The 13,644-nt window shown below is 56.0% G+C and carries 15 protein-coding genes; 10 read left to right on the top strand and 5 right to left on the bottom strand.

Translation table 11 applies throughout. The features are described 5' to 3' along the window. The first annotated feature begins 23 nt into the window (after nt 1-23). A complete protein-coding gene (locus LG383_RS00820; protein WP_225758112.1) occupies nt 24-767 on the top strand; it encodes an SDR family oxidoreductase in 744 nt (247 codons plus the stop codon). A gap of 77 nt (nt 768-844) precedes the next feature. Here the strand turns inward: LG383_RS00820 and bglA are convergent, their stop codons facing one another. Continuing rightward, nucleotides 845-2,278: a 6-phospho-beta-glucosidase BglA gene (gene bglA, locus LG383_RS00825; RefSeq protein WP_225758113.1), complete on the bottom strand. Its 1,434-nt coding sequence runs from the start codon at nt 2,276-2,278 to the stop codon at nt 845-847. Between the two features lie 113 nt (nt 2,279-2,391). After that, nucleotides 2,392-3,123, bottom strand: coding sequence for a MurR/RpiR family transcriptional regulator (locus LG383_RS00830; protein ID WP_225759490.1), 732 nt, complete (start codon nt 3,121-3,123; stop codon nt 2,392-2,394). Between the two features lie 52 nt (nt 3,124-3,175). Here LG383_RS00830 and yqfB point away from each other — a divergent pair, with 52 nt between their 5' ends. After that, a complete protein-coding gene (gene yqfB / locus LG383_RS00835) occupies nt 3,176-3,487 on the top strand; it encodes a N(4)-acetylcytidine aminohydrolase (RefSeq protein ID WP_225758114.1) in 312 nt (103 codons plus the stop codon). Nucleotides 3,488-3,651: 164 nt separating this feature from the next. Further along, on the top strand, nt 3,652-4,311 hold the full coding sequence (locus tag LG383_RS00840) for a hemolysin III family protein (RefSeq protein WP_225758115.1): 660 nt from the start codon (nt 3,652-3,654) through the stop codon (nt 4,309-4,311). 90 nt (nt 4,312-4,401) lie between these two features. Here LG383_RS00840 and ygfZ read toward each other — a convergent pair whose 3' ends face one another. Further along, nucleotides 4,402-5,382, bottom strand: coding sequence for a tRNA-modifying protein YgfZ (gene ygfZ / locus LG383_RS00845; protein WP_166183879.1), 981 nt, complete (start codon nt 5,380-5,382; stop codon nt 4,402-4,404). A gap of 304 nt (nt 5,383-5,686) precedes the next feature. Here ygfZ and sdhE point away from each other — a divergent pair, with 304 nt between their 5' ends. Both sdhE and LG383_RS00855 read left to right on the top strand, forming a co-directional pair. Next, nucleotides 5,687-5,953 carry an FAD assembly factor SdhE gene (gene sdhE / locus LG383_RS00850; RefSeq protein ID WP_032613860.1) on the top strand — a complete coding sequence of 89 codons (267 nt, stop codon included), beginning with the start codon at nt 5,687-5,689 and terminating at the stop codon, nt 5,951-5,953. Further along, nucleotides 5,934-6,347, top strand: a complete 414-nt coding sequence (locus LG383_RS00855; protein ID WP_225758116.1) for a protein YgfX — start codon at nt 5,934-5,936, stop codon at nt 6,345-6,347. The genes sdhE and LG383_RS00855 overlap by 20 nt, the downstream gene beginning before the upstream one ends. Nucleotides 6,348-6,351: 4 nt before the next feature. Here the strand turns inward: LG383_RS00855 and fldB are convergent, their stop codons facing one another. Then, nucleotides 6,352-6,873, bottom strand: a complete 522-nt coding sequence (gene fldB / locus LG383_RS00860) for a flavodoxin FldB (RefSeq protein ID WP_106994383.1) — start codon at nt 6,871-6,873, stop codon at nt 6,352-6,354. A 102-nt stretch (nt 6,874-6,975) separates the two neighbouring features. Between fldB and xerD the strand changes: the two genes are divergently transcribed. From xerD to lysS, 5 genes are all read left to right on the top strand, one after another. Beyond that, nucleotides 6,976-7,872 (top strand): site-specific tyrosine recombinase XerD, encoded by an 897-nt coding sequence (gene xerD / locus LG383_RS00865; RefSeq protein WP_106994384.1) that lies wholly within the window; start codon nt 6,976-6,978, stop codon nt 7,870-7,872. A 21-nt stretch (nt 7,873-7,893) separates the two neighbouring features. Then, nucleotides 7,894-8,607 (top strand): bifunctional protein-disulfide isomerase/oxidoreductase DsbC, encoded by a 714-nt coding sequence (gene dsbC, locus LG383_RS00870; protein WP_106994385.1) that lies wholly within the window; start codon nt 7,894-7,896, stop codon nt 8,605-8,607. Nucleotides 8,608-8,612: 5 nt separating this feature from the next. After that, nucleotides 8,613-10,346, top strand: coding sequence for a single-stranded-DNA-specific exonuclease RecJ (gene recJ, locus LG383_RS00875; RefSeq protein ID WP_225758117.1), 1,734 nt, complete (start codon nt 8,613-8,615; stop codon nt 10,344-10,346). Nucleotides 10,347-10,437: 91 nt separating this feature from the next. Then, nucleotides 10,438-11,536, top strand: a protein-coding gene (gene prfB, locus LG383_RS00880; protein WP_225758118.1) for a peptide chain release factor 2 whose coding sequence is annotated in 2 segments (ribosomal slippage) — nt 10,438-10,512 and nt 10,514-11,536 — 1,098 coding nt in all. Because the reading frame shifts where the segments join, the coding sequence is not laid out codon by codon here. A gap of 9 nt (nt 11,537-11,545) precedes the next feature. Then, nucleotides 11,546-13,063 carry a lysine--tRNA ligase gene (lysS, locus tag LG383_RS00885; RefSeq protein ID WP_106994388.1) on the top strand — a complete coding sequence of 506 codons (1,518 nt, stop codon included), beginning with the start codon at nt 11,546-11,548 and terminating at the stop codon, nt 13,061-13,063. A gap of 38 nt (nt 13,064-13,101) precedes the next feature. On the opposite strand, the gene idi is transcribed toward lysS, so the two are convergent. Beyond that, nucleotides 13,102-13,644, bottom strand: coding sequence for an isopentenyl-diphosphate Delta-isomerase (idi, locus tag LG383_RS00890; protein ID WP_225758119.1), 543 nt, complete (start codon nt 13,642-13,644; stop codon nt 13,102-13,104).

Below are 13,644 nucleotides of genomic sequence, written 5' to 3' on the forward strand. Positions count from 1 at the left end.
CTTTTTTGTTTCTGGAGGTTCTTATGGCAATCGCACTTGTTACCGGCGCCAGCCGCGGAATTGGCAAAGCAACCGCGCTTCAGCTGGCACGTGAAGGCTACACCGTGGCGGTGAATTATCACCACAACATCAAAGCCGCGACCGATGTGATCGCGCAGATTGTGAAAGAGGGCGGCAAAGCCTTTGCCCTGCGGGCAGATATCAGTGATGAAGCCCAGGTCATGGCGATGTTTGACAGCCTCGATCGTGAAGGTGAACCGCTGACGGCGCTGGTTAACAACGCTGGCATTCTGTTCGAGCAGAGCACCATCGAAAATCTCTCTGCCGAGCGCATTAACCGGGTGCTGGCCACTAACGTGACCGGGTATTTCCTCTGCTGCCGTGAGGCGGTAAAACGCATGTCACACAAACATGGTGGGAAAGGCGGGGCGATTGTGAACGTCTCGTCCGCGGCATCGCGACTCGGCGCACCGGGGGAGTATGTGGATTACGCGGCGTCGAAAGGGGCCGTGGACTCCCTTACCACCGGGTTAGCGCTGGAAGTGGCGGCGCAGGGCATTCGGGTTAACTGCGTCCGTCCGGGGCTGATCTACACCGAAATTCATGCCTCCGGCGGGGAGCCAGGACGTGTGGATCGGGTGAAGTCGATGCTGCCGATGCAGCGCGGCGGCCAGCCTGAAGAGGTGGCGCAGGCGATTGTCTGGCTGCTGAGCGAGAAGGCGTCGTACGTGACGGGCAGTTTTATTGAGTTAGCGGGCGGCAAATAAATGCCGGGTGGCGGCTTCGCCTTACCCGGCCTACACGAATCGTAGGCCCGGTAAGCGTAGCGCCACCGGGCTAAAACTTAAAGCGTCTCGCCGTTGCTGGCAATCACCGCTTTGTACCACTCAAAACTCTTCTTGCGCGAACGGGACATGTCGCCGGTACCGTCGTCGTGCTTGTTCACATAGATAAAGCCGTAGCGTTTGCTGTACTGACCAGTGGTGAACGACACGCAGTCGATGCAGCCCCACGGGGTGTAGCCCATCAGGTCCACGCCATCATACGTGACCGCTTTCATCATCTCTTCGACGTGGGCGCGCAGGTAGTCGATACGGTAGTCATCGTTAATGCTGCCGTCTTCTTCCACTTTGTCGTACGCGCCAAAACCGTTTTCGACGATAAACAGCGGCTTCTGATAGCGCTCATACAGCTCACACAGGGCGTAACGCAGGCCGACCGGGTCGATCTGCCAGCCCCAGTCCGACGCCTTCACGTGCGGGTTCGGGACGCTGCCTTCGAAGCCGGAGATCGCATCGCCAGTACCGCCTTCCGCTTTCACGGCGTTAGTCATGTAGTAGCTGAAGCCCAGGTAGTCACAGGTACCTTCGCGCAGGATCTGCTCGTCGCCGGCTTCCATGTTGATGGTGAAACCGCGGCGCTCCCACTCGTTCAGCACGTAGGACGGGTAGTAACCGCGCAGCTGCACGTCGGTAAAGACATAGCGCTCGCGCATCGATTCCTGGGCAAACATCACGTCTTCTGGTTTGCAGGAGAACGGATAGAGCGCCACCATCGCCAGCATGCAGCCGACTTTCATTTCCGGGTTGATGCGACGGGCGGCTTTCACCGCCAGGGCGCTGGCCACGAACTGGTGGTGCAGCACCTGGTACATGGTCTCTTCCGGGTTTTGATGCTCGGTATAGACCACCCCGGAGCAGCAGTAGCCGAACAGCGGGGCACGCCAGTTGCGCTGGTTGTTAATCTCGTTGAAGGTCATCCAGTATTTGACCTTGCTCTTGTAGCGCTCAAACACGACTTCAGCGAAGTTCACGAAGAAATCGACCACCTTGCGGTTGGTCCAGCCGCCGTACTCCTGCACCAGGTGCAGGGGCATTTCGAAGTGGGAGAGGGTGATCACCGGCTCGATGTTGTACTTCAGCAGCTCATCGAACATGTCGTCGTAGAACTTCAGCCCCTCTTCGTTCGGCTGGGTTTCGTCACCTTTCGGGAAGATACGGGTCCAGGCGATGGAGGTGCGGAAGCATTTGAAGCCCATCTCGGCAAACAGCTTGATGTCTTCTTTATAGTGGCCGTGGAAGTCGATGGCTTCATGGTTCGGGTAGTATTTACCTTCGATCACTTCCTGAGTGATTTCGCGCGGAACGCCGTGGGCGCCGCCGGTCAGCACGTCACAAATGCTCGGGCCTTTGCCGCCTTTGTTCCAGCCGCCTTCAACCTGGTGCGCCGCCACTGCGCCGCCCCATAAAAAGTCTTTTGGTAAGGTGAGTTTTTTCATCTTTGCTAATCTCATTAATTGACTTATTTTTGAGTCTAACAAAGGGAAATAAAAAGTCACGATATAACAATTTGCAGGAATTGTGATTTGTTACGGCAAAAAAACAGGGTGTTTTATTCCGTTAATTTCTTCGCCAGTTTGCGCCCCAGAGATTCAAGAATATAAACCACCGGGATTTGCGTCGTTATATCGTAGACGCCTCCGATACGGGTTTGCGGGACATGCCAGGAGAGATTAAAGTCCGCCAGTTTTGCCAGACGCGAATGTTCGTGGCTGGTGATGGAGAGCACCTTACAGTGATGCAGGCTGAACTGGCTGGCGAAGCGCAGGATCTCTTCAGTTTCGCCCGAGACCGAGAGCACAATTGCCAGCGCGTTTTTCGCCATATCGTTGGTGACCGGGAAATAAGGATCGTCGATATGGTTGCTGAATTTGCCAATATTGGAAAAGAAGCGTGCGCCATATTTTGCCAGTGACCCCGAGGTGCCAGCGCCGACAAATATAATGCGCTCTGAGGATAAGATAATATCCACGGCGTTATTGAGTAGCGTATCAAATTCATCATTGTTCACGCTTTTGAAAAAACTGATAATCTCGCTGGCGCCAAAATTGGCCTGCTGCGGTTCGTTTTGTTCGAGATATAATTTAAACCGCACGCGGAATTCAGAATACCCATCGCATTTCAGCTTGCGGCAAAAGCGCAGCACGGTAGTGGTGGAGACCCCTGCCGCATCCGCCAGTTCACGAATGGTCATGTACATCACCTGGTCACGGTTTTTGATGACGGTGTTGTAGACCATCATCTCCAGATTATTAAGACTGGCAATGGCGGAATGGGAGAACATGCTCACAGGGGTTAAACTCACTCATCAGACTTCATCTTCAGGGAATAATACCATGCAGCCAAACGACATTACTTTTTTTCAGCGCTTCCAGGATGACATTCTGGCCGGGCGTAAGACCATTACCATTCGCGATGAGAGCGAAGCGCACTTTAAAGCGGGTGATATTCTGCGGGTGGGGCGTTATGAAGATGACGGTTACTTTTGCACCATTGAGGTGACGGGCACGTCGACCGTGACGCTGGAAACGCTGACCGAAAAGCATGCTCTGCAGGAGAACATGACCCTCGGTGAACTTAAGCGGGTCATCGCGGAGATCTATCCGAGTCAGACTCAGTTTTATGTTATTGATTTTAAATGCCTTTGATTTTATTCCGAACAGCTGTTAGCTGAAAATATCATTCAACATCATGATTATATTCAATAAATATTAAAATTATATTTATTTTAGCTAACATGTGTTCACTGAAATCATTCTCAGTTAGCATAGTCAGTGATGCATTATTCACTTAAGTTTTCCCGGAGTTCTCTATGGTTAGCAAACCATTAACCGCACAGGGATATTCGCTGGCTGAGGAAATAGCCAACAGTATTAGTCACGGAGTCGGTCTGGTGTTTGGCATCGTCGGACTGATATTGCTGCTCGTTCAGGCCGTCGACACCAACGCCAGCGCGCTGGCGATCACCAGTTACAGCCTGTATGGCGGAAGCATGATTCTGCTGTTCCTGGCGTCCACTCTTTACCATGCCATTCCGCATCAGCGGGCCAAAATCTGGCTGAAAAAATTCGACCACTGCGCCATCTATCTGCTGATTGCCGGGACCTATACGCCGTTTTTGCTGGTGGGACTGGGTTCACCGCTGGCGCGCGGGCTGATGATTGTGATCTGGAGCCTGGCGCTGCTGGGGATCCTGTTCAAGCTGACCATCGCGCACCGTTTCAAGGTGCTGTCGCTGGTGACTTATCTGATCATGGGCTGGCTGTCACTGATTGTGGTTTATCAGCTGGCGGTAAAACTGGCGGCGGGTGGAGTGACCTTGCTGGCGGTCGGCGGAATTATCTATTCGCTGGGGGTGATTTTTTACGTCTGCAAGCGCATCCCCTATAACCACGCGATCTGGCACGGGTTTGTGCTGGGCGGCAGCGTCTGCCATTTCCTGGCGATTTATTTGTATGTAGGGCAGGTTTAATTCCGCTTTTGCCCGGCGGTGCTGCGCTTGCACGGGCCTACGGGTTTCGTAGGCCGGGTAAGGCGAAGCCGCCACCCGGCACTAACACCATCACTCTTCCAGCGAATACGGCAGCGGCTCGATGCTCAGGGTATTCACATCTTCGCGCACGCGGAACACGCTGTCCGGCTCCATATCATTATTCATGACGGCCTGCACCAGCAGGCGACCATCGTCGAGCTGAACGGCAGCAAGCACGGTGCCGGTCCGGCGCCAGTTCTCACCCATTTTCAGCTCCAGATCTTCACCGGCTTCCGGTACACGGCTGGCCTGGCCTGCCAGATACCACAGCGCACGTTTGTTGGCACCGCGGAACTTCGCGCGAGCCACCATCTCCTGGCCGGTGTAGCAGCCTTTTTTAAAGCTGATCCCGCCGAGCGCCTGCAGGTTGGTCGCCTGAGGAATAAACTGCCCGCTGTTAGCGGCGTCGATTACCGGGATGCCCGCTTCAATGTTCAACGCCAGCCACTGCTGGCTGTTATTCAGCTGAGCTTCGCCACGCAGGGCCTGGGTCACGCGCTCTGCGGTGGCGACATCGGTCACCAGCAGGAAACGTTCCGCCGGGTGTTCAAACCACAGCAGCGAGGTGGCACCGTCGTTAGTCACCTGTTTTTCGGCATCAGGCAGTTCGCTGAACAGGTTTTTCAACGCTGCGCGCGCCTGGAACCCGGCCACGCCCAGCAGCACCAGCTCATCATCGGCAGCAATGGTCACTTTTGAGAACACCGCATACTTTTTCAGCTCGGTGAGTTGGGCGTCGCGCAGGCTGCGGCGTTCGATCAGGGCAAAACCGTCCTGACGGCGGAAGAGGCGCAGGTTGCTCCACATCTTGCCTTTTGGATCGCAGTGCGCAGCCAACAGATGCTGGTGTTCGGTCATCTGGCTGACGTCAGCGGTCACCTGGCCCTGCAGGTACTTTTCGCTGTCCGCCCCCACGAGGGTGGCCAGCGCCCAGTCATCAAGAGTCATAAGCGTCAGCGGCAGACGCGCAGAGGCGACAGGCTGGCGCGGAGAAAAAGGTGTAAATGCCATAGTGAGATCCTGAATTGCATAACGCTTTGTTAATGCCTAATGGTAAAAGAGACTGTCGCCATTGCAAGCGGTTTCAACAGGCTATTCGTGCCCTCGCGCCATTCTGCGTAACGCGCCGCAAAACGGATGAACACCGGTATTTGTTGTGGTTTTTTCTGGAAGCATGCGTCAGGAACGCAATATTCCAGTAATGAAACAGCAAAAAACACGTTACACTAAGAGCCGTTTCTTCCCGGTAGATCCTCTTTCTCAGCCGATACGAACGGAACACTGCCTGAACTCAACGTTATGCAGGAAAAAGCACATGGACATTACTAACAAAGCCCGCATTCATTGGGCATGCCGTCGCGGCATGCGCGAACTCGATATCTCCATCATGCCGTTCTTCGAATACGAGTACGACACCCTGAGCGATGAGGACAAAAAGCTCTTCATCCGCCTGCTGGAGAACGACGATCCTGATTTATTTAACTGGTTGATGAATCATGGCGAACCCGCCGACGCCGAACTGCAACGGATGGTGCTTTTAATTCAAACACGGAATCGGGAACGTGGTCCTGTGGCAATCTGATTTACGCGTCTCGTGGCGCGCCCAGTGGATGTCTCTTTTGCTCCACGGCCTGGTGGCGGCTTGCATTCTGTTGATGCCATGGCCGCTGAGCTACACCCCATTATGGTTAATCTTACTGTCGCTGGTGGTGTTTGATAGCGTACGCAGTCAACGACGCATCAATTCCCGTCAGGGCGAAATCAAACTGTTCATGGATTCCCGCCTGCACTGGCAGGGCAGCGAGTGGGAGATTGTCGGCACGCCGTGGATGCTCAATTCCGGCATGATGCTCCGCTTACGCAAAGGCAACGGGAAACGCTACCAGCATTTATGGCTGGCGGCAGACAGTATGGATGAAGGGGAGTGGCGGGATCTGCGCCGGATGCTTTCGCAGCAACCGACGCACGGGCGGTAGGGGTTTAGCTGAACTGCTCCGCCATTTCGCCGAGGATCTGCTCGCACCAGTTTTGCAGGCGCTCTTCACTCAGATCGTATTGATTCGTTTCATCGATGGCCAGCCCGACAAACAGCTGGCCGTCGGCAATGATCGGTTTCTTGCTGGTAAACTCATAGCCCTCTGTCGGCCAGTAGCCGATGAAGGTCACCCCTTTCGGCGCCAGCTTGTCATGCAGCATCCCCAGCGCGTCGAGGAACCACTCGCCGTAGCCTAGCTGATCGCCCATGCCGTACAGCGCGATAATTTTGCCTTCCAGCTGCAGGGAATCAAGCTGATCCCAGATGGCTTCCCAGTCTTCCTGCAGTTCACCAAAATCCCAGGTTGGGATACCCAGAATCAGCACGTCGTACTGCTCCATCATCGTCGGGGCGTCGTCTTTGAGATTATGCAGGGTGACCAGTTCCGGACCAATAATGTCGCGAATTTTCTCTGCGGCCATCTCGGTGTAGCAGGTGCTGGAACCATAAAACAGACCAATATTCATCGCTAAAATGTCTCAATACTTGCTATGACTTTGCGAACTAGTGTACCAGAAACAAGACCCGTTCAGGCATAATGCCCCCATTGCAGAACGAAAGAGGCTGACGTGGAAAAGGATCTCGCACTCATCGAGCAATTTCTCGATGCACTGTGGCTGGAGAAGAATCTTGCCGAAAATACCCTCAGTGCTTACCGACGCGATCTGGGGATGCTGGTGGCCTGGTTACACCATCATGATCTCGCCCTGGCCACGGCCCAAAGTGGCGATCTGCAGGCGCTGCTTGCCGAGCGCATGGAGGGGGGCTATAAAGCCACCAGTTCCGCCCGGCTGCTGAGCGCCATGCGGCGTCTGTTTCAGCATCTGTATCGTGAGAAATTACGTCCCGACGATCCCAGCGCCGCGCTGGCCTCGCCAAAATTGCCCCAGCGTCTGCCGAAGGATCTCAGCGAAGCACAAGTTGAGAGATTATTACAGTCGCCGGTGGTTGACCAACCGCTGGAGTTACGCGATAAAGCGATGCTTGAAGTGCTGTACGCGACGGGGCTGCGCGTCTCTGAGCTGGTCGGGCTGACGATGAGCGATATCAGCCTGCGTCAGGGCGTAGTGCGGGTGATCGGGAAAGGCAACAAGGAGCGTCTGGTGCCGCTGGGGGAAGAGGCGGTGTACTGGCTGGAGAACTATCTTCAGCATGGGCGTCCGTGGTTGCTCAACGGTGCCTCCATTGATGTGCTGTTTCCGAGCCAGCGTGCGCAGCAAATGACGCGTCAAACCTTCTGGCATCGCATCAAACATTACGCCACACTGGCGGGTATCGACAGTGAAAAACTTTCGCCGCACGTTCTGCGTCACGCTTTTGCGACCCATCTTCTGAACCATGGCGCCGACCTGCGCGTGGTTCAGATGCTGCTTGGGCACAGTGACCTTTCAACGACGCAAATCTACACGCATGTCGCGACGGAACGCCTGCGGCAGCTACACCAACAGCATCACCCACGTGCGTGATGACTTGTAACAGGAACCAATATGAAAAAGTCTTTAGTGCTCTTCTCTCTGCTGGCAGCCTCATTATCCGGCCTGGCGCATGCTGACGATGCGGCCATTAAACAGTCCCTGGCGAAGCTTGGCGTCACCGGGAGCGAGATTCAACCTTCGCCAATTCCCGGGATGAAAACCGTGATGACCAGCGGCGGCGTAATGTACGTCACCGAAGACGGTAAGCACTTCCTGCAGGGACCGCTGTACGACGTAAGCGGTGCCCAGCCGGTCAACGTGACTAACCAGATGCTGATGAAGAACCTGCACGCGCTGGAAAAAGAGATGATCGTCTACAAAGCGGCGCAGGAAAAACATGTCATTACCGTGTTCACCGACATCACCTGCGGCTATTGCCACAAACTGCATGAAGAGATGAAAGACTACAACGCGCTGGGGATCACCGTGCGTTATCTCGCCTTCCCGCGGGCGGGCGTGCAGAGCCAGCCTGAGCAGGACATGAAGGCCATCTGGTGTGCGAAAGATCGCAACAAAGCCTTTGATGATGCCATGAGCGGTAAAGGCATTCAGCCAGCCTCCTGCGATATCGACATTGCCAATCACTACGCGCTGGGCGTGCAGTTTGGCGTGACCGGAACGCCTGCCATCGTGCTGAGCAACGGTTATGTCGTGCCGGGTTACCAGGGTCCGAAAGAGATGAAAGCGTTCCTCGATGAGCACCAGAAACAGTTTGGCGGTAAATAATTCGCGTGAAATCTTCGATACAACTCCGTCGTCGTGAAGTGAACGACAGCGCCGCGTTACCCGCGGATCTGTCGCCTCTGTTGCGTCGACTGTATGCCAGCCGTGGCGTGCAAACCGCAGACGACCTTGAACGAAGCGTAAAAGGCATGTTGCCCTGGCAGCAGCTGAGTGGCGTCGAGAAGGCCACGGAGCTGCTGTACAACGCCTTTCGGGAAGGGACGCGCATCATCGTGGTGGGGGATTTCGATGCCGATGGCGCCACCAGTACCGCGCTGAGCGTGCTCAGCCTGCGGGCGATGGGATGCGATAAAGTCTCCTACCTGGTGCCGAACCGCTTCGAGGATGGCTACGGCCTGAGCCCGGAAGTGGTCGATCAGGCCCACGCCCGCGGCGCGCAAATGATCCTCACCGTCGACAATGGGATCTCCTCCCATGCCGGTGTCGATCGTGCGCACGAGCTGGGGATCCCGGTGCTGGTCACCGATCACCACCTGCCTGGCGATACGCTGCCGGCAGCGGAAGCGATCATCAACCCCAACCTGCGCGACTGCGACTTCCCGTCAAAATCCCTGGCGGGGGTTGGGGTCGCGTTTTACCTGATGCTGGCGCTGCGTACGCGGCTGCGGGATAACGGCTGGTTTGAGTCGCAGGGTATCGCGGCGCCGAATCTGGCGGAATTCCTCGATCTGGTGGCGCTGGGCACCGTGGCGGACGTGGTGCCGCTGGATGCCAATAACCGTATTCTCACCTGGCAGGGCTTAAACCGCATTCGGGCGGGCAAATGCCGTCCGGGCATTAAGGCGCTGCTGGAGATCTCCAACCGCGATCAGCAGCGGCTGGCGGCCAGCGATCTGGGCTTTGCTCTCGGTCCGCGTCTCAACGCCGCCGGGCGACTGGATGACATGTCGGTGGGCGTAGCGCTGCTGCTGTGCGACAACATCGGCGAAGCGCGCGTGCTGGCCAACGAGCTTGATGCCCTGAACCAGACCCGGAAAGAGATTGAGCAGGGGATGCAGGCTGAAGCCCTGATCCTGTGCGAGAAGCTGGAGCGCAGCGGCGAAACGCTGCCCGGCGGGCTGGCGATGTATCACCCCGAGTGGCACCAGGGCGTGGTTGGGATCCTGGCCTCGCGCATCAAAGAGCGTTTCCACCGTCCGGTGATCGCCTTTGCGCCAGCCGGAGACGGCACGCTGAAAGGATCGGGCCGATCTATTCAGGGGCTGCATATGCGCGATGCGCTGGAGCGTCTGCATACTTTACATCCCGATCTGATGATCAAATTTGGCGGCCACGCGATGGCGGCAGGCTTGTCGCTGGAAGAGGCGAAGTTCGATCGGTTCCAGCGCCTGTTCAGCGAGCTGGTCACCGACTGGCTGGATCCGGCTCTGCTGCAGGGCGAAGTGGTCTCCGACGGTCCGTTAACCCCCGCTGAAATGACCATGGAAGTGGCGCAGATGCTGCGTGATGCCGGTCCGTGGGGACAGATGTTCCCGGAGCCGCTGTTCGATGGCCGTTTCCGTCTGCTGCAACAGCGGCTGGTGGGGGAACGCCATCTGAAAGTGATGGTGGAACCGGTCGGCGGCGGTCCGCTGCTCGACGGTATCGCCTTTAACGTCGATACATCTATCTGGCCGGACAACGGCGTGCGCGAAGTCGAACTGGCCTACAAACTGGATATCAACGAGTTTCGCGGCAACCGTACGCTACAAATCATCATCGACCATATCTGGCCACTTTAGCATCACTATTCCGCTATAAAACAGGGCGTGAATCCGGTACAATTCCGCCCTTATCTCCGCATTTTGACTAGTCCATAAAAGAAAACAGACCATGTTTGAAATTAATCCGGTAAAAAACCGCATTCAGGACCTCACGGAGCGCTCCGACGTTCTTAGGGGGTATCTTTGACTACGATGCCAAGAAAGAGCGTCTCGAAGAAGTAAACGCCGAGCTGGAACAGCCGGACGTCTGGAACGAACCTAATCGCGCACAGGCGCTGGGTAAAGAGCGTTCCTCTCTGGAAGCTATCGTCGATACGCTGGATCAGATGGCGCAGGGTCTGGAGGATGTTTCCGGGCTGCTGGAGCTGGCCGTTGAGGCCGACGACGAAGATACCTTTAACGAAGCCGTGGCAGAACTCGACGTGCTGGAAGAGAAGCTGGCGCAGCTGGAATTCCGTCGCATGTTCTCCGGTGAATACGACAGCGCCGACTGCTACCTGGATATCCAGGCCGGTTCCGGCGGCACAGAAGCACAGGACTGGGCCAGCATGCTGACCCGTATGTACCTGCGTTGGGCTGAAGCCCGCGGCTTCAAGACCGAGATCATCGAAGAGTCTGAAGGCGAAGTGGCTGGCCTGAAATCTGTCACCGTTAAAATCATTGGCGATTACGCTTACGGCTGGCTGCGTACTGAAACCGGCGTTCACCGCCTGGTGCGTAAGAGCCCGTTCGACTCCGGCGGCCGTCGTCATACCTCTTTCAGTTCCGCGTTTGTCTATCCGGAAGTGAAGGACGATATCGATATCGAAATCAACCCGGCCGATCTGCGTATCGACGTTTACCGCGCCTCCGGTGCGGGTGGTCAGCACGTAAACCGTACGGAATCCGCGGTGCGTATTACCCACCTGCCGACCGGGCTGGTAACACAGTGCCAGAACGACCGTTCCCAGCATAAAAACAAAGACCAGGCCATGAAGCAGATGAAAGCGAAGCTTTATGAACTGGAGATGCAAAAGAAAAATGCTGAGAAGCAGGCGATGGAAGACAACAAGTCCGACATCGGCTGGGGCAGCCAGATCCGTTCTTACGTCCTTGATGACTCCCGCATCAAAGACCTGCGTACCGGTGTTGAAACCCGTAACACGCAGGCGGTGCTGGACGGCAGCCTGGACCAATTTATCGAAGCAAGTCTGAAAGCAGGGTTATGAGGAACCAACATGTCTGAACAACAAGCACAGGGCGCTGACGCGGTCGTCGATCTTAACAATGAACTGAAAACCCGCCGCGAGAAGCTGGCTGCACTGCGCGAGCAGGGCGTGCCGTTCCCGAACGATTTCCGTCGCGATCGCACCTCAGACCAACTGCACGCTGACTTCGACGCTAAAGAGAACGAAGAGCTGGAAGCGCTGAACATCGAAGTGGCCGTTGCGGGCCGCATGATGACCCGTCGTATCATGGGTAAAGCCTCCTTTATCACCCTGCAGGACGTTGGCGGCCGCATTCAGCTGTACGTCTCCCGCGACGATCTGCCGGAAGGCATCTACAACGAGCAGTTCAAGAAATGGGACCTGGGCGATATCCTCGGCGCCAAAGGTAAGCTGTTCAAAACCAAGACCGGCGAGCTGTCCATTCACTGCACCGAGCTGCGTCTGCTGACTAAAGCCCTGCGCCCGCTGCCGGACAAGTTCCACGGCCTGCAGGATCAGGAAGCGCGCTACCGTCAGCGTTATCTGGACCTCATCTCTAACGATGAATCCCGCAACACCTTCAAAATTCGCTCCCAGATCATGGCCGGTATCCGCCAGTTCATGGTTAAGCGCGACTTTATGGAAGTGGAAACTCCAATGATGCAGGTGATCCCGGGCGGTGCGTCTGCGCGTCCATTCATCACCCATCACAACGCCCTCGACCTCGACATGTACCTGCGTATCGCGCCGGAACTGTACCTGAAGCGTCTGGTGGTAGGCGGTTTCGATCGCGTGTTCGAGATCAACCGTAACTTCCGTAACGAAGGCATCTCCGTACGTCATAACCCAGAGTTCACCATGATGGAACTCTATATGGCGTATGCGGATTACAAAGATCTGATCGAGCTGACCGAATCCCTGTTCCGTACCCTGGCGCAGGACATTCTGGGCACCACCGAAGTGCCTTACGGCGAAGAGGTCTTCGACTTCGGTAAGCCGTTCGTTAAGCTGACCATGCGCGAAGCGATCAAGAAATACCGTCCGGAAACCGAGATGGCCGATCTGGATAACTTCGACTCTGCGAAAGCGATCGCTGAAAGCATCGGTATCAAGGTTGAGAAGAGCTGGGGTCTGGGCCGTATCGTGACCGAGATCTTCGAAGAAGTGGCCGAAGCGCACCTGATTCAGCCGACCTTCATCACCGAATACCCGGCTGAAGTTTCTCCGCTGGCGCGTCGTAACGACGAGAACCCGGAGATCACTGACCGCTTTGAATTCTTCATCGGTGGCCGCGAAATCGGCAACGGCTTTAGCGAGCTGAACGATGCAGAAGATCAGGCTCAGCGCTTCCAGGATCAGGTTGATGCGAAAGCTGCAGGCGACGACGAAGCGATGTTCTTCGACGAAGACTACGTGACCGCGCTGGAGCACGGTCTGCCGCCAACGGCAGGCCTGGGCATTGGTATCGACCGTATGGTGATGCTGTTCACCAACAGCCACACCATCCGCGACGTGATCCTCTTCCCGGCGATGCGTCCGGTGAAGTAAGCCGTAAAGATGTAAAAAAAGCCCCGAAAGGGGCTTTTTTATTGCGCCGCGAAGGCTCTGAGTGCCTCGCGAGCCGTACTCGCTTCCATCACCATCCACGGGCTAAAGGCCCAGGGCGTTGCCTCCAGCGCGCAGAATAGCGTCTCCAGCTCCACCCACTGATAGTCCATCACTTCGTCATCGTTAATGATTATTTCACTGGTGATGCGAGCGGCAAAGACCGGGCAAATTTCGTTTTCAACAATCCCGGAGGGATCGGTACTACGATAGCGAAACTCAGGCGCGACGGGGGTGATATTGGCAATTTCAGCACCCACCTCAAAGCGACAGCGGCGGATAATCGCCTGGTCTGTCTCTTCGCCAGACTGCGGATGGCCGCAGACCGAGTTTGTCCAGACGCCGGGCCAGGCTTTTTTGCTCAGTGCGCGTCGGGTTATCAGGCATTCACCGTTGGCGTTAAAGAGCCAGCAGGAGAAGGCCATGTGCAGTAGGGTATGAGAGGTGTGTGCGGCGTATTTTTCCTGAGTGCCCATCACCTTTCCCTGGTCACTTACTAAAATAACGTGTTCTTGAATACTCAT

It is taken from the genome of Leclercia sp. Marseille-Q4284 (assembly GCF_916618945.1).
GTDB classification, from domain to species: Bacteria; Pseudomonadota; Gammaproteobacteria; order Enterobacterales; family Enterobacteriaceae; genus Enterobacter; species Enterobacter tamurae.

Excerpts from the sequence above, each read along its gene's own strand:
- LG383_RS00820 (WP_225758112.1), top strand. The coding sequence starts at position 24 with ATGGCAATCGCACTTGTTACCGGCGCCAGCCGCGGAATTGGCAAAGCA.
- bglA (WP_225758113.1), bottom strand. The coding sequence starts at position 2,278 with ATGAAAAAACTCACCTTACCAAAAGACTTTTTATGGGGCGGCGCAGTG.
- LG383_RS00830 (WP_225759490.1), bottom strand. The coding sequence starts at position 3,123 with ATGTTCTCCCATTCCGCCATTGCCAGTCTTAATAATCTGGAGATGATG.
- yqfB (WP_225758114.1), top strand. The coding sequence starts at position 3,176 with ATGCAGCCAAACGACATTACTTTTTTTCAGCGCTTCCAGGATGACATT.
- LG383_RS00840 (WP_225758115.1), top strand. The coding sequence starts at position 3,652 with ATGGTTAGCAAACCATTAACCGCACAGGGATATTCGCTGGCTGAGGAA.
- ygfZ (WP_166183879.1), bottom strand. The coding sequence starts at position 5,382 with ATGGCATTTACACCTTTTTCTCCGCGCCAGCCTGTCGCCTCTGCGCGT.
- sdhE (WP_032613860.1), top strand. The coding sequence starts at position 5,687 with ATGGACATTACTAACAAAGCCCGCATTCATTGGGCATGCCGTCGCGGC.
- fldB (WP_106994383.1), bottom strand. The coding sequence starts at position 6,873 with ATGAATATTGGTCTGTTTTATGGTTCCAGCACCTGCTACACCGAGATG.
- dsbC (WP_106994385.1), top strand. The coding sequence starts at position 7,894 with ATGAAAAAGTCTTTAGTGCTCTTCTCTCTGCTGGCAGCCTCATTATCC.
- lysS (WP_106994388.1), top strand. The coding sequence starts at position 11,546 with ATGTCTGAACAACAAGCACAGGGCGCTGACGCGGTCGTCGATCTTAAC.
- idi (WP_225758119.1), bottom strand. The coding sequence starts at position 13,644 with ATGAGTATTCAAGAACACGTTATTTTAGTAAGTGACCAGGGAAAGGTG.